The following is a 19,850-nucleotide window of genomic DNA, read 5'->3' on the forward strand; positions in this document are numbered from 1 at the left end:
GAACGATTATTCATCGATAATTTTCGTAAAACTGCCATTTAATGGTCATGAATTCGTCACAAAGGCTCAGTAGGGTGTATATCGTCAACTGGTACAGACCAAATGAAAACTTAGCCAAATTAACTGGAGAAAATGATGAAAAACCGTTTGATGAAAGGATCGCTGGCTGCACTTGTCTCTCTGCTAGCTACGAATGCAATGGCAGCACAGGAAGTCACGGTTTACACCGCTTTCGAAACTGACATTCTTGCGAAATACAAGTCTGCGTTTGAGAAAGATAACCCAGATATCAAGATTAAGTGGGTTCGCGATTCCACCGGTATCATGACGGCGAAATTGCTGGCAGAAAAGAACAACCCTCAAGCGGAAGTGGTTTGGGGTCTGGCTGGCTCGTCAATGGCACTGCTTAAAGATGAAGGTCTTCTTAAGCCTTACACTCCAAAAGGTTTGGAAGAGCTGCACGCGAACCTAAACGATCCTCAATCAAACCAAGCTTGGTTCGGTAACGATGCGTTCTTTAACGCAGTTTGTTTTAACGAAGCTGTAGCGAAACAACTTAACCTACCGAAACCAACGTCTTGGGAAGACCTAACAAAGCCGGTTTACAAAGGTCACATTGCAATGCCGAACCCAGCGTCTTCAGGCACTGGCTACATGCAGGTTTCTGCTTGGCTACAAAACATGGGTGAAGATCAGGCATGGAATTACATGCGTGACTTAGACAAGAACATTGCACACTACACGCACTCGGGTTCTAAGCCATGTGTTCAAGCGGGCATGGGTGAAGTGGCTATTGGTATTTCGATGGCGAGCCGCGGCGCGAAGCTAAAAACACAAGGCGCACCACTAGCGGTTATCACACCAAAAGGCATCGGCTGGGAATCAGAAGCCGTTGGTCTAGTAAAAGAGTCTGATGCAGCGAAGCGCGTGGTCGATTGGTCAATCTCTAAAGCAGCAAATGAGCTTTACGTAGAAATGTACCCAGTGGTTGCACATAAAGAAGTGAAAGCGACCGTATCTAACTTCCCGAACGTTCAAGAGAACATGGCGAAGATGGACTTCGCGCAAATGGGCAGCAAGCGTGCAGAGATTCTAGCGGCTTGGTCTGAGAAGTTCGATGCGAAATCAGAACCAAAGTCTTAATTGAATTTGCTTTGAGTTGAATGCTGAAATCCACCTCGATTGAGGTGGATTTTTTGTTTTCTCTGTTATTTCAGAGTTTGCTGCAAGTAGATTCCTAGTCTCACCTAGGTTCGCTGGAATGACGGACTTAAGGAAGTTGGGAGCTTCTATCCGCACTTACCACGTCATTCTCTAGAGCGACGAAGGAGTGAGTCGGGAATCTCTAATTGCCACTTAAACAAACCTCATCGCCCTTCATCTATTTGTCATCTTCTGGCTATAAATTTGTCATTGGAACGTAACACTCCAAAACTAAAGTTGGTATATACCATTTGGAGCGTGTGTTATGTCAACTAACCAACATTACCTAAATATCGAAAATGTAGTGAAGCAATTCGGACAGTTCACTGCATTAAAGAAAATCTCGCTAGCGATTGAAAAGGGCGAGTTTGTTTGTTTTCTTGGCCCTTCTGGCTGCGGTAAAACCACTCTGCTACGTGCTATTGCAGGTTTAGACCTACCAACGTCTGGTGCGATTTTTCAAAACGGTCAAGAGACCACATTCCTACCACCAGAGAAGCGCGATTTCGGCATCGTATTCCAATCTTACGCGCTGTTTCCGAACCTAACTGTGCAAGAGAACATTGCGGTGGGTTTGAAGAACCAAGGTATGTCGACCAAAGAAGCGTTAGAGAAAGTAGATTACTGGCTAGAAACCATTGGTCTTCCAACCTCTGGCGAGAAATTCCCTAACCAACTTTCTGGTGGTCAGCAGCAGCGTGTTGCTTTGGCTCGTGCATTGGCGCTATCTCCGGGTCTACTGCTACTTGATGAGCCGCTGTCAGCGCTGGATGCAAAAGTACGTGTTCACTTACGTGATGAGATTTGCAAGCTGCAACGTAAGCTGGGCATCACCACCATCATGGTTACGCACGATCAGGACGAAGCATTGTCGATGGCGGATCGCATTGTGGTGATGAACCATGGCGTGATTGAGCAAGTCGGTACACCTCAAGAGATCTACCAACAACCAGCAACGCGCTTTGTTGCTGAGTTTGTCGGCAGCATGAACTTTATTGAAACCTCAGCCGCAACAGACTCCCAAGTACGGATTGCCGAAACCCTGATGCCAGCGCCAAGCTTGACCAATCGTAAGATCCAACGTGGTGACCGCTTCGACCTTGCGGTGCGTCCTGAAAGTATCAAGTTCGTTGAAAACTACACCAACTCTTTACCTGTGCGAGTTACCGCAACCGAGTTTTTGGGGGCGTTTTTCCGCATTGATTGCGTATTGCAAAACGACAGCTCAACGAAAACCATCGTCGTGGATGTGCCTGTGGAAACGGTTCAAAAACTCAATATCAAAGCGGGCGATGTACGTTACATCCAGTTTGCTGAAGAAGGGTTGCATGGTTACGCCGTGCCCTCGGTTGATAAAGCACTAGCGGCGTAGGTGTAAACATGGATGCGAAGACAATGACGATGAATAGCCTGACCACACAAGACAAAGCAAAATCCCTACTCGGACGTGTCAGCCGCGACAACCTTGTGTTGTTCGGTTTGCTCGCAGGCTTGTCGACCATGATGGTGCTGTTCATCTTAATGCCGCTTTGGGCAATGTTGACCAAGAGTGTGCAAAATGCCAATGGCGAATTTGTCGGTCTGGCAAACTTTGCGACGTACTTTTCTTCTTCAAGCTTGTGGGTGTCGGTGGGAAACACCTTCACTTTGGGCGTGATTGTGACCTCGGTAGTGGGTGTGCTTGCGTTCGGTTATGCCTACGCGCTGACTCGTTCATGTATGCCGCTTAAAGGTTTGTTCCAAATCCTAGGTACTGCGCCAATTCTTGCGCCTTCGCTGTTACCAGCGATCAGTTTGATCTTCCTTTTCGGTAATCAAGGCATTGCCAAAGAGATGCTGTTAGGAAACTCGATTTACGGCGTGATTGGTATCTCGATGGGTTTGATTTTCTGGACCTTCCCTCATGCATTGATGATTTTGACTACTTCGCTGCGCACTTCAGATGCCCGTTTGTATGAAGCTGCCCGCGCATTGAAAACATCGCCCATCAAAACCTTCTTTATGGTGACGCTACCTGCGGCGAAATACGGTTTGATCAGTACGCTTATCGTCGTCTTTACACTGGTTATCACAGACTTTGGTGTGCCGAAAGTGATTGGTGGCAGCTACAACGTTCTGGCGACTGACATCTTCAAGCAAGTCGTGGGGCAACAAAACTTTGCCATGGGGGCGGTGACCAGCATTATGTTGTTATTCCCTGCGGTAATGGCGTTCGGCGCAGACCGTTGGGTACAGAAAAAACAAAAGAGCTTATTCGACACTCGCTCGGTGCCTTATCAGCCAGAGCCTAACAAAGCGCGCGACAGCATTTGTTTGGTTTACTGCAGCATCATTTCTATCGCAGTGCTGGCGGTGCTTGGTATGGCGGTGTATGGCTCGTTAGTTACGTTCTGGCCTTGGAACAAAGCGCTGACGCTAAACAACTACAACTTTGCCGAAATGAGCACTTACGGTTGGAGCCCATTCTTCAACTCGCTAACGCTGGCAGGCTGGACGGCAGTGATCGGTACAGCCATTATCTTTGTCGGTGCTTACTGCATTGAGAAAGGGCGTGCGTTTGGTCCAATTCGTCAGGTGATGCAAATGCTTAGCGTGGTGCCAATGGCGGTTCCTGGTATGGTGCTTGGCTTGGGTTACATCTTTTACTTCAATGATGCGAACAATCCTCTGAACGTGCTTTATGGCACCATGGCATTCTTGGTGATTAACACGGTAGTGCATTATTACACGGTGGGTCACATGACCGCCCTGACAGCGCTAAAGCAGTTGCCATCGGAGATTGAAGCCACGGCGGCATCGGTGAAGCTTCCTCAATACAAGTTGTTCTTTAAAGTGACATTACCTGTGTGCTTACCTGCGATTTTGGACATTGCGACTTACTTGTTTGTTAATGCATTGACCACCACTTCTGCGGTAGTATTCCTTTACTCAACCGATACGATTCCGGCTTCGGTCTCGATTCTGAATATGGACGATGCAGGTCAAACTGGCGCTGCAGCAGCGATGGCGGTGATGATCATGATGGCTGCCGCAATTGCGAAGATTGTTCAGATGACTTTGGGTAAATTGTTAGAGAATCGCACACAAGCTTGGCGCAAAAGATAAGGACACTTCGTGCAATACGTAAAAATTAAAGATTCGATTGTTGAACAGATTGAAGCGGGCATGCTATCGCCGCGTCAAAAATTGCCAGCAGAGCGTAAGTTGGCGGAGTCGTTCGATACTACACGTGTCACTCTGCGTGAAGCTTTATCACTGCTAGAAGCGGAAGGTCGAATCTATCGCGAAGATCGCCGAGGTTGGTTTATCTCACCTGAGCCATTGTGTTACGACCCTACCCAAACGCTAAACTTCCCGAACATGGCGAAAGCGCAAAATCGTGTGCCAAAAACGGAGTTGGTTGCAGCAAAAGGGACGTTGGCAAACAAACAAGCCGCGCGCTTACTGGACTTGCAACCTTTCTCGGACGTGTATCGAGTCGACCGTGTGCGATACCTTGAAGACAGACCTGTGGTATTCGTAACAAACTACATTCGCCCAGAGCTGTTTCCGAACCTGTTGGATTACGATTTATCAAATTCACTGACGGACATTTACCGCGATCATTATGGCGTGACGTATCAAAAGATTCGCTACCGCATTTCAACGAGCACTTTGTTGGGTGAAATGGCTCAGGCACTGCGTGCGACAGCCGGTACGCCCGCGATGGTAGTGGAGCGCATCAACTACAACCAGCACGGTGAGTTGATTGATTGCGATATCGAGTATTGGCGACACGATGCCATCAGCATTGAATCTCTGGCGGAACTCCATCGTTAAGTGGATTTTCTCATTATCTAAGGCTCCATCTCGGGGCCTTTATTTTATTCAGACAGGAACATTGAAATGGATTTGTTGGCGATTGGTCTCGTCGTTTTCTCTGCTGTTCTTCATGCGGGCTGGAATATCCTTGGCAAAAGCAACTCTGGGTCAGGGCTCGCGTTTACTATGGCGGCCAGCTTCTCTGCATGTTTCATTCTTACCCCTTATTTGATTTGGTATTTGGCAACCATTGGCTGGACATCATTACCGAGTGAGTTTTGGGGGTTGCTGTTCATTAGCGGCATTTCGCAAATGGTTTATCTGGTTGGTTTGATTGTCGCTTATAAGCACGCTGATGTGGGGGTGGTTTATCCGATTGCTCGGGCACTGCCTGTGATGATGGTCGGCGCAATCAGTGTTGCATTGGGACATGAATTATCTAGTCAGCAGTGGCTTGGATTCTTACTAATTACTCTTGGTTGTATGCTGGTACCACTGACGAATTTTCGTCAGATGACATTGGGCTCTTATTTGAACGTTGGTGTGTTCTGGGCATTGATTGCCGCAATAGGCACAACGGGTTACTCGGTAGTCGATAAAGAAGCGCTGAGTTTACTCACCGGACAAGCATCAGAGATCTTGAATGATCAGTACAGTGCAATCTTCTACTTGGGCGTGCAGTTTTGGGCAATTGGTATTCCTGCCCTTGTGTGGTGCTTAGTTACGGACAAGCCAGATGAGATTAAGACAGCGTGGCAGATCCGCAAAACAGCCAGCATGGCAGGGGTAATGATGGCATCCACCTACGGCTTGGTGCTGTTTGCGATGACCATGACCGACAACGTGAGTTTGGTCGTAGCACTAAGGCAAATCAGCATTGTGTTTGGATTGTTTATGGGGATTTGGTTTCTGTCTGAGAAATGGTATCTCACCCGAGGGCTTGGCGTTACTTCTATCGTGGCGGGGATCATTCTCGCGCTTGCGTATTGACCTATATTCACGAAAAAAGGCAGCGAATGAGCCTCTCGCTGCCTTTTGTATTAACTTGTAAGCCTTGTTTAAAAACGCAGTTGCGCACCAAACATCACGCCGCTAGAGTCAAAATCGCTGTTTTTTGAGTACACATATTCTGCATTCAAACCAAAGTGTTTATAGCTCCAGCCGATACCGCCAGCCGCTTCACCTCCGACACTTGAGTGTTCGATGTTCTTGCTCTGACCGTTCACTTTATAAGTGTATTCGAGAGTGTAGAGAGTGACACCTGCCTTGCCGTACAGTTCGAAACCAGCACCAAGAGGATAACTCGCATAGCCACTTAAACGTGGGCCAGAAAAACTCGTGTCGGTAACCTCTGAAATTGGGCTTAACAGCGTTGAGCCAATACCATCAAACGCCCCTTTATAACCTGCTTCAATACCAAAGTTATGTGTTGGCATGTAGCGGTAATATATTTCACCTAAGAACATGTCGCCTGATTCTTTGCTTGTCGGAGCATCGTAGTTCACATCGCCATAGCCAATGTTTGTACCTATGATGTGCTCACTGGTTTCTGCATTGGCTGACAAAGAAAAAGCCGACAACACTAAAGCAGTAATGAATGAATAACGCATGAACGCTTCTCCTTAGCTTTTAGCTTGCTCGCCTTTTAATATTTGTTCGAAAGTGATCTTGGTGTTGTCTAGCCATTCATAACGGCGACGATACATCGAACGCTTAGAGCGCGACATGCCTTCGATATCTCGACGGGGTGCATTTACATCAATTGAGTAAAAATGACGATTGTATTCGGTGCCGCCCAATTCTTGCCAGAGTGCATCGTAATCCGTTTTGATTCGCCCTTTGCTGTAGCGCTTAGCTGCGTAAGTATGGGACTGCGTTTTCACTGCTAGAATCGTGTTCACTTCCCAAATTTGTGCGAGCAAAGTGAGCAAGCTCACCATCAAGCTTTTTGGTCTCTGTCCGTAAAGCTTACGAGTTAGCTTTTTAATTTTCGCGTTGTTTTCTTCACTGCTTCGCGGTCCTTGTAAGCCGCCAATCATAATGCTGCGTCCAGGTTCGATGTGACCGAGCGTAAAAGAGAGCGTGTAGAAGTTGCCATCTTCAGCGCTGTGCAGCACTAGGCTCATGTCGCCTTCTTTTTGATAACGTGCTTCGTATACTAATCTCACCGAGTACAGTATTTCGTCAATTTCAAAAGAGGCTAATGTTAGGCCTTTCGAGTCTGTGTAGATTTCTTCGATTGTTTGTTTAGAAAACAGTTCTGAAATAGTTTTATAGTGATCAACTACCAAGTTAGAACGATCGAACGCTGAGTTGTTTTTGATGATATACGGACGAAATGGTTTCTCTAAAAACCGATGCGTACGTGTACAAAGCAACTCTAACAATGACGATTCAATATTGTCTGAAAGGTGCTTAAATGCACGTTTGTAATAAAGCGCACGTAAGATGAACTTAGCTCTGTAGGTCCAAATTGGCTTGTAGACATCAGCATAATCATCTGAGTAAATCGATTTGCTATGGTAAAAAATGGATTTGTTCGCGGTCATTTTCACTCCAGATTAACTTGTGCTCAATAGCGACAATTAAGAACCGACGGACGAGCAGCGAAGAACCCGAAAAGGAGGAATGCAAAGCACGACTGAAAAGAGGTGGTTTTTGCTGTGTCCGACGTTTTTGTAAGGTTTTGAACACTGTTCTTTTGCTGGAATTCTAAGAGAAAATTGACCTTAGGTATTGTATGGTTTGGTAAGGAAATGTCAGGTTGAAACCCATTGTTCAAAAGGAAGAAAATGCGAATGTCGGCTGAATATGACGTTGAGTTGCTAAGTTAATGTGAAATAAGTTGAACGAAAATTGAACATTATTTGAAATTGTTTTGACGTGTTTTAGGTCTTTATACGTACCTTATAAGTATCGAGCCAATTTTGGCCCGATGTAAAGGTAAGTAAGGAGAGGTTTATGAAACGCTTAACAACTTTAGCAAGTACGATTGCTCTGATTGCTGCACCTTCTATGGCTCTTGCTGGTGGTTATCATTGGACAAACGATACCGAAACTATCCATGGCGACGTAATGGATAGCAAACAAGCGGCTTATGAAATGGGCCGAGACATGATCCAAAGCTACCAAAATAAATCATCTGGACAACTCCGTGATGAGTTTACGAGCCTTACAACGTATGTTGATCGCCAATCGTTTTCTATCACTGACTCAAAAGTCATGGTAAATGAGTTCTTGCAAAGTGACGGGCAAGTTGTTTACCAGCCTATTCTCAATGTTCAATACGAGTACCGCATGCGTGATACCGGTAAATATTAACCAGTAAGACGGACTCGAATTGTTTACCAGTAATATTTTTGCTGTTTGTTTTGGGGAGCCACGAGCTCCCCATTTTGTTTTTGTTGGAAGCGAAAATTCGCACACTCTCAGTGCAACATTTTCTATCGCTCAGCGTTAGATTTTCTTGCTCGTTGATTGTCATCATCGTTTGTAAAGTGTTTGCGGAAATGGATGTAACGCACTAACGAGGATACCCGATGACACATCATTCATATTGGTTCAAGCAGGCAATTGAAGCTGAGCAACCAGAAACGCCACAACCGTTACAGCAGAACATTAATAGTGACGTTGCGATTGTTGGTGGCGGATACACCGGACTTTGGACCGCGATTATGATTAAGCAGCAATCTCCGGAAAAAAAGGTAGTCGTGATTGAAAAAGGCCTTTGTGGCAGTGGTGCATCGGGCGTAAACGGCGGTTGTATGTTGACTTGGTCTACCAAGTTTCCGACATTGAAACGGTTATTCGGTGAAGAACATGCTGCTTGGTTAGTAAAAGAGTCGGAACAAGCAGTGCTAGAGATTGACGACTTTTGTCAGCAGCACAACATCGATGCGCACTTATCGTTGAAAGGGGTTTATTACACTGCAACCAATCAGGCTCAAACTGGGGGAATGCAGCCAGTTGTGGACGAGTTAAAGCGATTAGAAGTGAACAGTTGGCGTCGTTGCTCGGTGGAGGAACTGCGTGCCAATGCGGGTTCACCTCGACATATAGAAGGCTTTCACTCTCCAGTTGCAGCCAGCGTTCAACCTGCATTATTAGTGAGGGGGTTACGCCGTGTTGCTATTGATCTGGGTGTAGAAGTTTATGAGAACACGCCGATGACGCGTCTAGATTATGGAAAACCTGCCACTGTCTGTACACCTAAAGGAAATGTTCAAGCGCAGCAGGTGGTATTGGCATTAAATGCATGGATGGTGGAGCAGTTTAAACAGTTCAAAAACAGTATCGTGGTGGTCTCTTCCGACATGGTGATCACCAAGCCGCTTGGTGACGCACTACCTCTATCTGGTTGGCAGGCAGGTTCTAGCGTGTTGGATTCACGTATCTTCGTCCACTATTACCGAGATACGCCAGATGGCCGTTTGATGTTGGGGAAAGGCGGCAATCAGTTTTCTTTCAATAACCAAGTTGACGCAATGTTTAACAAGCCAACACGCTACCAAGGTCTACTGCGCAAGTCGTTCGATAAGTTGTTTCCTCATTTGAGAGGAGAGGAGTTTGCTTATTCATGGACGGGGGGCTCTGATCGTTCTGCTACTGGTTTCCCTTTTTTCGGCGAGCTAGATAAACAGAGCAATATCTTTTACGGATTTGGTTATTCAGGCAATGGTGTAGCGCAGACTCGAATGGGCGGAAAGATCTTATCTTCATTGATATTGGGAATCGATAACGAGTGGACGAACAGTGGTTTAGCCAAAGGACCGTTGGGGTATTTCCCACCAGAACCGCTTCGCTGGACCGGGGCTATGATAGTGCGCAACGCGGTACGTCGAAAAGAGGAAGCAGAAGATAACGAGAAAACGCCGTTTATCTGGGATAAGTGGCTAGCAAAACTCGCGGGACCAGCAGGCAAAGCGGATAAGCTTGACTAAACTGAAGACTTTAGCCACAAACGAGACAGTTTGCAGTGAAAGTCATTGGGGCGCGATGAAGCCTTGTGTTAGCCTCTGTCTTTCAAGCTCAGATTTAAAAGGTGAGTCATAAAATGAAAGTATTCAGCAACTTCGATAGCGGCAGCATTCACGTAGTGAAAGCGGACGACAAAAACGACATCCAACTCAAAATTCCTAACGACAATATGTCGGAATTCTACCAGTGGTTCCACTTCCGTCTTGAGACAGAAGCCGAGCAATCACACACCATCAAATTGCTTGATTTGGCTAAATCGGCTTATCCAGAAGGATGGCAAGGTTACGATGTGGTTGCGTCTTACGATCGTGAAGAATGGTTCCGAGTACCGGCAGAGTTCGATGGCGACACGCTGACTTTCACTGTAATCCCTGAGCGCAGCTCAATTTACTTCGCGTACTTTGCGCCATACACGTACGATCGTCATTTAGACTTGTTACACATGGCACAAAGCGCGCACCACTGCCAACTAGAGACGCTTGGTCATACGCTAGATGGCAATGACATGAGCTTGCTTACTTTCGGTGAGCCAGAAGAAGGCAAAAAGAAAATCTGGATGATTGCACGTCAGCACCCAGGTGAGACCATGGCGGAATGGTTCATGGAAGGTATGATCCAACGTCTGTTAGATGAAAACGACACGGTTGCGCGTGCATTGCTTGAAAAAGCGGTGCTTTACGTCGTACCAAATATGAACCCAGACGGTGGTATTCGCGGTCACTTGCGTACCAACGCAGTAGGTGTAAACCTAAATCGTGAATGGCAAACGCCATCAATGGAAAAGAGCCCAGAAGTCTACCTTGTGCGTCAGCGCATGCTGGAAACGGGTGTTGACATGTTTTTAGATATCCATGGCGATGAAGCGATTCCGTATAACTTCGTCGCTGGCTCAGAAGGTATTCCTTCTTACGATGAAAATCTTGCCGCTTTAGAGGCATCATTTAAGCAAGCGTTATTGACTATTACGCCAGAGTTCCAAGATGAGATTGGTTACGATAAAGATGAGCGTGGTAAAGCGAATTTGACTGTGGGTTCAAATTGGGTTGCAGAGCAGTTCAAATGCTTGTCTTACACAATCGAAATGCCATTTAAAGATAACAACAATCACCCAGATCCACTTTACGGTTGGTCTCCTGAGCGTAGTGTCTTGTTTGGACAAGATGTATTAGCTGCAACGTTAACCGTAGCGGATAAAATTTAGCGCGACGAGTTAACGCTTTTTCATTATTTCGAAAACAGCTCATTTTAAATGAGCTGTTTTTTTGTGCTCTCCATATCCACGCTCCCCTGTAAAAATTTGTTGCCATTCACAAGCTTAAATGATGATTCTTAAATTTGAGAAAGTGGCTTTTTATGGTGATTTGCGTCACAGAAAGTTGGCTTCTTTGTGATATTCTCCGCAACGAATTGACTATGGCTAAACCAACGCAACGAACTTTATTTTTCGGTTGGGTATGCGGATGAAGCTCATGAATAGATGGTCTTGAGGTTACCTTTTTCCGTTTTACGTCATTGGCGTTTGAATATCATTTTTGATTCTTTCCTACGCTATTTAGCTATTTCTATTCGAAGAAAAGAGAAAGTTACGGCTTCATATTTTACGGCAGTATGCTGCCGCGATGTGTTGCTTTGTGTACAAGAAAAAGGAAAAGAATAATGAAAAAAATCGCTATAGCAGTGGCTACTGTACTTGCTGGTGGTGTGATCTCAAACGTTGCACTTGCTGACACTTACATGGGCGGTAAAATAGGTTACAACTCTCTAAACGATGCGTGTTACCTAAACGAACCTTGTGACGACGACAGTTTTGCAGCATCTATGCACTTAGGCTACAGCTTCAACAAGTACGTTGCAGCAGAGTATGGTGTTGATTACCTTGGTGACTTCACTGCAAACTTCAAAAAGCCTGGCCTAAACACAGTTGACGGTGACCTATGGGCACTAACTCTAGCTCCTAAGTTCAACCTACCACTAACGGATTCTTGGAATCTATTCGCGAAAGTTGGTGCTGCATACATGATGGCTGGTGACGAGAAAGATTTCGTACCAACTGGCTCTCTGGGTGCTGAATACCAAATCAACTACAACTGGAGCCTACGTGCTGAATACCAACGCTACCAAGATATGTCTGATGATGTAATTGAAGACATGGATTCAGATTTCTTCGGTATCGGTTTCAACTACAAGTTTGGTTCTGAGCCAGTCGTTCAAGAAAAAGCCGTTGAAGAGGTGGTAGAAGCACGTCCTGCAACCCGCATTGTAGATCACGTTTACCCTGCTCAAACAACAGCGACAGTACAATTCGACTTAGAAAGTGCAGAAGTGAAAGACGCGTCGAACCTTTCTGGTACCGTTGATTTGATGAATACTTACCCACAAGCTCAAGTTGAGATCACGGGTTACAGCGATACGACAGGTTCTGCTGCTTACAACAAGCAACTCACAGAAAAACGTGCGAAAGCCGTTGCTGACGAGTTCCAAGCAAAAGGTATTGCGGCTGAGCGTATGACAGTGAAAGGCATGGGTGAAGCTAACCCAGTAGCAAGCAACGAAACACGTCAAGGTCGTCAAATGAACCGTCGTGTTGAAGTAGTTGTCCCTGCGTTTGAATACCAAACCACTGAGAAAGCAGAATAATTCCTGCTTAAGATAAAGTTCCAAAAGCCAGCGTGTATCACGCTGGCTTTTTTGATCCCGCTTAACAAACTCAGCACTTTCATCAATTTGTCATCACCAGTTCATACCATGGCTGCCAAGTGTTTGGGAGAGTGTTATGCAAAGTTTACCGCCGCTTAATTTGCTCCGAGCGTTTGAAGCCACGGCGCGATTACAGAGCTTCACTAAAGCCGCAGAGGAGCTAAATGTGACCCGTGCGGCCGTCAGTCAGCAGGTGAAATCGCTAGAACTGCAGTTAAATGCAACATTATTCGAGCGCAAGGGTACGCACCTTACGCTGACCAGCTCAGCAAAAGAATACTGGCCTGTGGTTAACCATGTGCTTCAAACATTATCGACCACGACGCAGCATTTATTTACTCGTCCCAAGAATACGCAAGTTAACTTACATGTCGCTCACAGCTTTTGCTCTCAGTGGTTAATGCCAAGATTGGCTGATTTTCAGCGACAATTCCCAGACATTTCCTTTAAAGTCTCGACAACTGCTAATACAGTTCCAAACGCCAGTGCGATTGCGGATATCGAAATTATTAACGGAGATGGAGATTGGCAAGAGCAAGAAGCCATACGATTAACCCAAGAAAACTGGATTGTTGTCGCAAGCCCCGGCTTTATGCATTTAAACTCGATAAATGACCTCTCGCAGTTAGCTAAAGCGCCTAAAATCTGTACTAGTGGTTATCATGAATCTTGGCAAGAGTGGCTTTCACACCAAGGTTACCAAGGGAAGGTGAGCAAAGTCGTCGCCGAGTTTGAACACTCATTGCTTGCTATTCATGCTGCGATTAATCAACTTGGCGTGTTGCTGGTAAGAGACTTTCTTGTTGAGGATGAGCTGCAACAGGGCGTATTAGTCCAGGCTGGAAATTGGCATATGCCAAGTTCTGGTGCACATTATATGGTGGTTCGAGCATCCGAAAAATCACACGTAAACACCTTTGCTCAATGGTTAATACAGAGTCTTTAATGTTCGTTCAGCGAGTAAGTAGAGCGCATGTGTGGTTTGGCTATTATTAGCAGTAGCAAGTCATCAGTCTAGGACTGAGCGACATGCTTAATGACATCTAATAACCACTGATTTACTGGAGCTTGCTGTTGAGAGCGACGACAGCTCATCACGTAGCGAACATCAAGCTCTAGCCCAGCAGGAAGCGCGATACTCCGGCAACCCTTAGGAACATGTCCACTCATCGTTATGCCAAAATGATTCGTTTGCAGAAGCACTTTTTGAATCATCGCTGGATGCTCAATTTCCACTTTAGGTGTGGTTCTAAAACCCATATGTTTGAGCCTTTCCAACACTGGGTATCGGTAGTCGTTCCATCCCGGCGTTTTAAAAAGTATAAAAGGGTATTCTTCTAGTTCTTGGGAGTTTTGAGCGGGATGATCTTGTCGAACAAAAAATACCGCTTTTCCTCGCCCTAGTTCGGTCTGAACAATTGACTGTGGCAGATCTTCATCAAAGTAATGAATCGCAATGGCGTTTTCACCGTCAATTAATCGTTTTTTTGCTTCGCTACCCCAGCGCAAACATGAGAATTTTGCGTTTGGGGCGTGCTTTAGTAACTCCAAGTAAAACTTGTCACCAAAGTACTCCCAAAACAATGTGTTGGCATAAATAGTGATTGAACCGTCAAAATGAGCTGGTGAAAAATGCTGTGGTTTGATGGAATCAATACTGTTGATTATTTGCTCAAAATGCGCAATGTTCGCTTCCACAAAAGCTGTTGGTTCAAAGCCATTTTTGGTCTGAACGAATAGCGGATCATTGAGCTGAGTTTTCATCTTTGTCAGATTTTTGCTGATTGCTCCTGACGTTTTACCGAGTGATTCTGCGACTAACCGGACGTTACGTAACTCATACATCCGTTTTAATACCAAAATATTTTGAATATCCAGATTAACGCTCATACATTGTCTCGCTTGGCTTTTGTCGACAAATCATATCGCTGAATTTCTTAAGAAAAGACAACGCTCGGTCAATTTAAGTTGCTGCCTTATCCCTGATTTATTGAAGGTAACGATAAGTTATTCTTGGTTACATCAGTTTATTAGCATGGATTTCCATTTGGTAAATAATGGCTTTCCTCGTATGAGCGCGTTTCTGTTGTTACAGTTTTTCCACCGACAGAAAGTAAGAACGATAATAGAGGTGATGTATGAAAAAACTAATCGCACTTGTTTTGATGGTTTGCTCAACAAACGTAGCATTTGCTGGTGATGGGTCATACACGGGCACGATTGATATGACGATGGCAACGAAAAATCAGGTTGACGTAGAGCGTTCAGATTCTCAATTGACGCTGAAGGGTCGGAATGAAATGGCCTATGGCGGTGTAACAATCCATTCGGATGCTGCAACTCAAAAAATTGAACTTCGTGGTCGACGTGATTAATCGAATAGTTTCTTGTTAAGAAAATGCCGCGAAGAACGCGGCATTTCTATATGTAATATCATCAGATCATAATTACCAGATAAGCGTATGGTGAGAAGCTAAGCGCAATGACCACCTGCCATTATTCGCATGGCGGTGCCATATGAATGACAGCTAAGCCCCCCAAAGAGGTTTCACGGTATTTTTTATTCATATCTTTACCAGTCTGATACATGGTTTCGATAACTTTATCTAAAGAAATTAAACATTTACTTGTGCGCTTTAATGCCATACGCGATGCATTAATCGCTTTCATTGCTCCCATGGCATTTCTTTCAATACAAGGTACTTGAACCAAGCCGCCAATCGGGTCACAAGTCATACCCAATGAATGCTCCATCGCAATTTCCGCAGCAATACAAATCTGCTCGTTACTGCCCCCTCTTAGCGCTGTTAAGCCAGCGGCAGCCATGGATGAAGAAACCCCAACTTCTCCCTGGCACCCCACTTCTGCACCAGAAATTGACGCGTTAGTTTTATATAAGATGCCGATAGCGCCGGCGACTGCGAGAAAGTCTTTTAGCTGTTTAACATCGAGCTCTTTGATGAAGCGATGGTAGTACATCAATACCGCCGGAATCACCCCTGCTGCACCATTCGTTGGAGAAGTGACGACTTGCCCTCCTGCTGCATTTTCTTCACTAACCGCAAAGGCGAAGAGATTGATCCAATCCATGATCTCCATCGGATCGTTTTCAACTGCAGCGTTGGCTTCGAGCTTTTTCAAAAGGTTTGGTGCTCGACGAGTGACATTTAGACCACCTTCCAAAATCCCTTCCGTATCGAAGCCACGTTGCATGCAGAGCGACATCACTTTCCAAATTTGCTCTGCTCTTTGGTTAATTTCTTCGTCTGAGCGAAATGCGAGTTCGTTTTGGAGGATCATGCCTCCCAAGCTGAAACCGTTCGTCTCGGCTTTTTCCAGCATCTCATCTGCGGATGTAAACGGAAATGGTACTGCGACCTCATCTTGTTGCGTGCCGTTCTCTAGTTCGTCGGCGGTGGCGATGAATCCGCCCCCAATGGAGTAATAAATTTCAAACGCTACTTGATCTCCAGCTGCGTCTAATGCCGTAATCGTCATGCCATTTTCATGCAGGGGAAGGTTGTCGCTATGAAAGACGATGTCATGGTCGTAGCTAAACTCAATCTGGTGTGTACCGGCGAGCATGAGCGTATTATTGTCTATGGTATTTTGTAGCGCACTTTTGGCACTGCTCATTTTGATGGTATCAGGTTTATTTCCCATCAAACCAAGGACCGTGGCTCGGTCTGTATGGTGCCCTCGACCTGTCAGTGACAATGAGCCATAAAGGTCCACTTGCACCCGATGCACTTTCGCCATAGAGTCGCTAACTAGCTGAGTGAAATGGAATCCGGCAAGCATAGGACCATTAGTATGGGAGCTGGATGGCCCGACACCAATTTTAAATATATCGAAAATCGACAGCATAATTGACTTCCTTTAGCAGTGAACCTTTATAAAGGTCTCTAGAACAGTGTTGTTAACTAGATGTTAAAGCTTGTGGGTCGGGAGTGAAAGAAGATTTTTGTAACACTGCCAACTAAGCGCGAGATTTTAAAATGAAGTTAGACAACATCGTCATCGTTTTAGGTAAACGCCTCGTCAATAACAAATTGACCTCTGAGGGCATAACCAGAGTCGAAGTTTTGTCTTGTAGGACTGCATCACTACCGACAGAGCGAACGGCGATTATTTTTTGTGGCGGAGTAACGCAAGGACAAAGCGTTTCTGAAGCAGAGGCGATGTACGCGTATTTTAGAACCCTAAACGCAGACTCTGTGAATCCGTTCCCTGAACGTCATATACTCTTAGAAACGGAGTCGTTGAACACGTTTCAAAACATGCGTTATGTTTCCCAAGTTTTGTGCAAAAGTGGGTTGTTCGAGTTATGGTTGGGGCATCCGGTTGAGGTTATCTTGCTGTCTAATGACTACCACCTCGAACGAATCATTGATATCCAGAATTTGATGGATGAGCAAGGCTTATTACGAGTACTTAAATCCGATTGCGAATCCATGGGGGTGACCCTCAATATTCCACTGGATATCAGCAAACATATTAGCGTGCCATACCCACATAAAGGGCTTATGGCGGACACATTCTTGCTACTCGATGAACTCACAACCTACCGAGTTTATTTAGAAGGGGTCAAGCATGGCGTATTTTTCCGAGATTTATCAATTGTCCGAAAAAAGCCACTTATGATCGCAAGAGATACTATTCACAAATTGCTCTCTTTACCGCTCGATAAAGAGGCTTTGCAACATATTGAAGAAATGAAAAAGGCCGTCGAAATGACGGCCTTGGATGAATCTGTAGGTGCTGCGGAAAAGGCATTAAGTATCTTCCATCCGATACTGACGGCATTGAACCGTCGCTTTGACCCAGAGTCTATTCATTAAGCTCGCGTTTTGTGCGGACGGCGCTTAATGCGATCAAACAGTAGCAAAGCAGTTCTATACCTTCTTCTGAGATATTTTTAACATCACGGATGTAATTTTCGTCCATCACTTGTTGCCAAAAACTACCCATACCATACAAACGAGAGAAGACTAATAATAGCATTACAGCACCAACTAATAGCTTCATATGTGGCACCGTTAAAATGGTCGCCATTTCGTTCATGGTACCTTTACCACCTTGGTAAGCTTTGGCGCAAGCCAGTGCGGTGACAGCAAGTGCTGGGAAAACCCAAGAGCCATGATGAATCATGTCTGTCCAATAGTCCGTTTCGCGAATAATCAGTACTGCAAAAAATCCTGCAATCAAAATAGCCGCATGCTTTAGCTGAGGCTGTTGTTTCGATAAGCTGAAAAACGACCATGATGCAATAGCAAGCATCACAAGCTGGAGCGTTTCTGTAACGGAAAGCTCGCCAAGGCTTGATCCCAACACGACATAATCAAGACGAAGACTAAGGTTAACGAGAATACTTATAGCGACAATCATCAAGGCGTTTAAACTCGATTTATAAATAATGCGCTTTGATTTTTCAGTAACAACGTTGCTTGGGGCTGACTCGGCTTCTTTTACTATTTGTGTTTTCATCTTGCTCACCTGTCCCAGAAAATGTGGAAGAAATGTGAATTAGTGTGATCTGTGTTTGGAATTTTATTGTCCAAGTGGAAAGTTATGTCAGGGGAATGTCAAGAATAGAACACTGTTCGATATAGGGTCGATGTGCGGTAAAGTCAGAGATATGTAAAAACAACGTAAGAACACTTTGATAAATCAAATAAAAAGGAGCCCAAAGGCTCCTAAGTGATAGAGGGAAGGTGACGTATCGATAAAAATAATTAGTAGTTGTCACCCTCATTTTCTTTGTGATTCTCGCGATAGTATTCCCATTGCTCGACGCGTTCATTGTCCGACAGCACACAGTAAGTGACACGTTCGCCGTTTTCCGACACGGTATCCAGCTCACCACCTTGCTGAACACAGTATACGGCTGCGGGATTTGCAACGGAGGTATACTCAGTTGATCGGGTCGCTCCCTCGTAAGTTGAACAACCAGCCAGTACCAATGTTGCAGCCATAGCCATCATTAAATTTGTCTTTTTCATTCTTTATCTCCGCATGGGGTGGGCGAGTATTGTATTGATTATAGGCAACTTTAAGAGATTATTGTCTTATCGATGTTAAAAGTAAGAGGGACGTATAAGAATTTAGATATTCTCATTTATTGCTGATTAGCACGTCACACTTCTGTTCTAGGCGTATTGTTGTGAAGGTCATATCAATCACTTCCTGACAAGCGCTCGAACGTACCTGGTCTACAACAATGATTTAAAGTGTGAAATTCGGTAATATGCGCACAAAACATTGACCGTGGTATTTTCGATGAGACATTTAAAATCGACCGTTCATCCAGACATAGAGCATTTGGATGACAAAATTGTTTTTCAGCGCAATGCAGCGCGAGCCATTGTACTTGATGGTGAAGATGTGCTGTTGCTCTATACAGAACGTTACCATGACTACACGCTACCAGGCGGTGGTATTGATGATGGTGAAGATGTCATTGCTGGATTAGTCCGTGAATTAGAGGAAGAAACGGGCGCCCAAAATATACATGGTATTAAGCCTTTCGGAATCTTTGAGGAGTTTCGTCCGTGGTACAAGGATGACGCTGACGTGATGCACATGGTGTCGTATTGTTATACATGTAAAATCGAACGTGAGCTAGGCGAAACGGCGTATGAAGATTACGAAGTTAAAAATGGAATGCGCCCGGTATGGATGAACATACACGAAGCAATTGCACACAATGAAAAAACGATGGCAGAGAGCCCGAAAAAAGGCATGAGCATTGAGCGCGAAACGTTTTTACTTCAGTTGATTTCTAAAGAATTACTATAAACAGCTAGTTTGCATCATTACGACTTAGCTTCTGTTGGCTCTATTGTGGGCAAAGATTTTAGAGCAATAAAAAAGTCCGGACTCCCCCCCGGAACCCGGACTTATTCCAGACGCGCAAGCGAAGCGTCATCTTGATATGTTAGATTTGTTTCGAACTATGAAAACAATAGCTGTTTTACATTTAGTGTGTAAATAATTATTAGGTCTGACCATTGGTTTTCATGTTTTTTTGCAAACGCAATGTGACGCATATCTACCCAATTGCCAAGCGCAATTGGGGCGCTTTTTAGTAAACCACTACTCTTTCTTATCTTTGAGATACCTTACCTCAACTTTTTTGCACACGTTTGCATAGAGATCACGAGTTTTCAAAT

19 protein-coding genes are annotated in these 19,850 nt (G+C 45.0%); 13 read left to right on the forward strand and 6 right to left on the reverse strand.

Features of this window, described 5'->3' with window-relative positions:
• Nucleotides 1-132 precede the first annotated feature (132 nt).
• From R7E00_RS00490 to R7E00_RS00510, 5 genes are all read left to right on the forward strand, one after another.
• On the forward strand, nucleotides 133-1,143 hold the full coding sequence (locus R7E00_RS00490; RefSeq protein WP_005384363.1) for a putative 2-aminoethylphosphonate ABC transporter substrate-binding protein: 1,011 nt from the start codon (nucleotides 133-135) through the stop codon (nucleotides 1,141-1,143).
• A 325-nt stretch (nucleotides 1,144-1,468) separates the two neighbouring features.
• Nucleotides 1,469-2,575: a putative 2-aminoethylphosphonate ABC transporter ATP-binding protein gene (locus tag R7E00_RS00495; RefSeq protein WP_009705055.1), complete on the forward strand. Its 1,107-nt coding sequence runs from the start codon at nucleotides 1,469-1,471 to the stop codon at nucleotides 2,573-2,575.
• Between the two features lie 8 nt (nucleotides 2,576-2,583).
• Nucleotides 2,584-4,308: a putative 2-aminoethylphosphonate ABC transporter permease subunit gene (locus R7E00_RS00500; protein ID WP_042523354.1), complete on the forward strand. Its 1,725-nt coding sequence runs from the start codon at nucleotides 2,584-2,586 to the stop codon at nucleotides 4,306-4,308.
• A gap of 9 nt (nucleotides 4,309-4,317) precedes the next feature.
• Nucleotides 4,318-5,022, forward strand: coding sequence for a phosphonate utilization transcriptional regulator PhnR (phnR, locus tag R7E00_RS00505; RefSeq protein WP_262606173.1), 705 nt, complete (start codon nucleotides 4,318-4,320; stop codon nucleotides 5,020-5,022).
• 66 nt (nucleotides 5,023-5,088) lie between these two features.
• A complete protein-coding gene (locus tag R7E00_RS00510; RefSeq protein ID WP_047102800.1) occupies nucleotides 5,089-5,994 on the forward strand; it encodes an EamA family transporter in 906 nt (301 codons plus the stop codon).
• 68 nt (nucleotides 5,995-6,062) lie between these two features.
• Here the strand turns inward: R7E00_RS00510 and R7E00_RS00515 are convergent, their stop codons facing one another.
• Both R7E00_RS00515 and R7E00_RS00520 read right to left on the reverse strand, forming a co-directional pair.
• On the reverse strand, nucleotides 6,063-6,614 hold the full coding sequence (locus tag R7E00_RS00515) for a porin family protein (RefSeq protein ID WP_262606172.1): 552 nt from the start codon (nucleotides 6,612-6,614) through the stop codon (nucleotides 6,063-6,065).
• A gap of 12 nt (nucleotides 6,615-6,626) precedes the next feature.
• Nucleotides 6,627-7,553, reverse strand: coding sequence for a VirK/YbjX family protein (locus tag R7E00_RS00520; protein WP_262606171.1), 927 nt, complete (start codon nucleotides 7,551-7,553; stop codon nucleotides 6,627-6,629).
• Nucleotides 7,554-7,965: 412 nt separating this feature from the next.
• On the opposite strand from R7E00_RS00520, the gene R7E00_RS00525 reads away from it, so the two are divergent.
• From R7E00_RS00525 to R7E00_RS00545, 5 genes are all read left to right on the forward strand, one after another.
• Complete coding sequence (locus R7E00_RS00525) at nucleotides 7,966-8,325, forward strand: DUF3316 domain-containing protein (protein WP_064369428.1); 360 nt, start codon at nucleotides 7,966-7,968, stop codon at nucleotides 8,323-8,325.
• Between the two features lie 218 nt (nucleotides 8,326-8,543).
• Complete coding sequence (locus R7E00_RS00530; RefSeq protein ID WP_262606170.1) at nucleotides 8,544-9,944, forward strand: FAD-dependent oxidoreductase; 1,401 nt, start codon at nucleotides 8,544-8,546, stop codon at nucleotides 9,942-9,944.
• A gap of 113 nt (nucleotides 9,945-10,057) precedes the next feature.
• Complete coding sequence (locus R7E00_RS00535) at nucleotides 10,058-11,182, forward strand: M14-type cytosolic carboxypeptidase (protein WP_085569208.1); 1,125 nt, start codon at nucleotides 10,058-10,060, stop codon at nucleotides 11,180-11,182.
• 455 nt (nucleotides 11,183-11,637) lie between these two features.
• A complete protein-coding gene (locus tag R7E00_RS00540) occupies nucleotides 11,638-12,618 on the forward strand; it encodes an OmpA family protein (RefSeq protein ID WP_065275126.1) in 981 nt (326 codons plus the stop codon).
• 136 nt (nucleotides 12,619-12,754) lie between these two features.
• Nucleotides 12,755-13,624 (forward strand): LysR substrate-binding domain-containing protein, encoded by an 870-nt coding sequence (locus R7E00_RS00545; RefSeq protein WP_248525492.1) that lies wholly within the window; start codon nucleotides 12,755-12,757, stop codon nucleotides 13,622-13,624.
• Between the two features lie 68 nt (nucleotides 13,625-13,692).
• On the opposite strand, the gene R7E00_RS00550 is transcribed toward R7E00_RS00545, so the two are convergent.
• Nucleotides 13,693-14,568, reverse strand: coding sequence for a LysR family transcriptional regulator (locus R7E00_RS00550; protein ID WP_005384388.1), 876 nt, complete (start codon nucleotides 14,566-14,568; stop codon nucleotides 13,693-13,695).
• A gap of 248 nt (nucleotides 14,569-14,816) precedes the next feature.
• Here R7E00_RS00550 and R7E00_RS00555 point away from each other — a divergent pair, with 248 nt between their 5' ends.
• Entirely contained in the window at nucleotides 14,817-15,053 is a 237-nt protein-coding gene (locus R7E00_RS00555) for a hypothetical protein (protein WP_054579233.1), read from the forward strand.
• A 121-nt stretch (nucleotides 15,054-15,174) separates the two neighbouring features.
• Here R7E00_RS00555 and R7E00_RS00560 read toward each other — a convergent pair whose 3' ends face one another.
• Nucleotides 15,175-16,545, reverse strand: coding sequence for an L-serine ammonia-lyase (locus R7E00_RS00560; protein ID WP_017819764.1), 1,371 nt, complete (start codon nucleotides 16,543-16,545; stop codon nucleotides 15,175-15,177).
• Between the two features lie 131 nt (nucleotides 16,546-16,676).
• Here R7E00_RS00560 and R7E00_RS00565 point away from each other — a divergent pair, with 131 nt between their 5' ends.
• Complete coding sequence (locus R7E00_RS00565) at nucleotides 16,677-17,519, forward strand: YdcF family protein (protein ID WP_258481929.1); 843 nt, start codon at nucleotides 16,677-16,679, stop codon at nucleotides 17,517-17,519.
• On the opposite strand, the gene R7E00_RS00570 is transcribed toward R7E00_RS00565, so the two are convergent.
• Nucleotides 17,509-18,165: a hypothetical protein gene (locus R7E00_RS00570; protein WP_005374025.1), complete on the reverse strand. Its 657-nt coding sequence runs from the start codon at nucleotides 18,163-18,165 to the stop codon at nucleotides 17,509-17,511. The genes R7E00_RS00565 and R7E00_RS00570 overlap by 11 nt on opposite strands.
• 248 nt (nucleotides 18,166-18,413) lie before the next feature.
• Complete coding sequence (locus tag R7E00_RS00575) at nucleotides 18,414-18,680, reverse strand: DUF333 domain-containing protein (protein WP_005374023.1); 267 nt, start codon at nucleotides 18,678-18,680, stop codon at nucleotides 18,414-18,416.
• 277 nt (nucleotides 18,681-18,957) lie between these two features.
• Between R7E00_RS00575 and R7E00_RS00580 the strand changes: the two genes are divergently transcribed.
• Nucleotides 18,958-19,476 (forward strand): NUDIX hydrolase, encoded by a 519-nt coding sequence (locus R7E00_RS00580; protein WP_005374021.1) that lies wholly within the window; start codon nucleotides 18,958-18,960, stop codon nucleotides 19,474-19,476.
• Nucleotides 19,477-19,850 lie beyond the last annotated feature (374 nt).

Origin of the sequence: Vibrio sp. Vb1755, from assembly GCF_033338635.1 — a bacterium.
Classification (GTDB): domain Bacteria; phylum Pseudomonadota; class Gammaproteobacteria; order Enterobacterales; family Vibrionaceae; genus Vibrio; species Vibrio alginolyticus.

Excerpts from the sequence above, each read along its gene's own strand:
- R7E00_RS00490 (WP_005384363.1), top strand. The coding sequence starts at position 133 with ATGATGAAAAACCGTTTGATGAAAGGATCGCTGGCTGCACTTGTCTCT.
- R7E00_RS00495 (WP_009705055.1), top strand. The coding sequence starts at position 1,469 with ATGTCAACTAACCAACATTACCTAAATATCGAAAATGTAGTGAAGCAA.
- R7E00_RS00500 (WP_042523354.1), top strand. The coding sequence starts at position 2,584 with ATGGATGCGAAGACAATGACGATGAATAGCCTGACCACACAAGACAAA.
- R7E00_RS00510 (WP_047102800.1), top strand. The coding sequence starts at position 5,089 with ATGGATTTGTTGGCGATTGGTCTCGTCGTTTTCTCTGCTGTTCTTCAT.
- R7E00_RS00515 (WP_262606172.1), bottom strand. The coding sequence starts at position 6,614 with ATGCGTTATTCATTCATTACTGCTTTAGTGTTGTCGGCTTTTTCTTTG.
- R7E00_RS00520 (WP_262606171.1), bottom strand. The coding sequence starts at position 7,553 with ATGACCGCGAACAAATCCATTTTTTACCATAGCAAATCGATTTACTCA.
- R7E00_RS00525 (WP_064369428.1), top strand. The coding sequence starts at position 7,966 with ATGAAACGCTTAACAACTTTAGCAAGTACGATTGCTCTGATTGCTGCA.
- R7E00_RS00530 (WP_262606170.1), top strand. The coding sequence starts at position 8,544 with ATGACACATCATTCATATTGGTTCAAGCAGGCAATTGAAGCTGAGCAA.
- R7E00_RS00535 (WP_085569208.1), top strand. The coding sequence starts at position 10,058 with ATGAAAGTATTCAGCAACTTCGATAGCGGCAGCATTCACGTAGTGAAA.
- R7E00_RS00540 (WP_065275126.1), top strand. The coding sequence starts at position 11,638 with ATGAAAAAAATCGCTATAGCAGTGGCTACTGTACTTGCTGGTGGTGTG.
- R7E00_RS00545 (WP_248525492.1), top strand. The coding sequence starts at position 12,755 with ATGCAAAGTTTACCGCCGCTTAATTTGCTCCGAGCGTTTGAAGCCACG.
- R7E00_RS00550 (WP_005384388.1), bottom strand. The coding sequence starts at position 14,568 with ATGAGCGTTAATCTGGATATTCAAAATATTTTGGTATTAAAACGGATG.
- R7E00_RS00555 (WP_054579233.1), top strand. The coding sequence starts at position 14,817 with ATGAAAAAACTAATCGCACTTGTTTTGATGGTTTGCTCAACAAACGTA.
- R7E00_RS00560 (WP_017819764.1), bottom strand. The coding sequence starts at position 16,545 with ATGCTGTCGATTTTCGATATATTTAAAATTGGTGTCGGGCCATCCAGC.
- R7E00_RS00565 (WP_258481929.1), top strand. The coding sequence starts at position 16,677 with ATGAAGTTAGACAACATCGTCATCGTTTTAGGTAAACGCCTCGTCAAT.
- R7E00_RS00570 (WP_005374025.1), bottom strand. The coding sequence starts at position 18,165 with ATGAAAACACAAATAGTAAAAGAAGCCGAGTCAGCCCCAAGCAACGTT.
- R7E00_RS00575 (WP_005374023.1), bottom strand. The coding sequence starts at position 18,680 with ATGAAAAAGACAAATTTAATGATGGCTATGGCTGCAACATTGGTACTG.
- R7E00_RS00580 (WP_005374021.1), top strand. The coding sequence starts at position 18,958 with ATGAGACATTTAAAATCGACCGTTCATCCAGACATAGAGCATTTGGAT.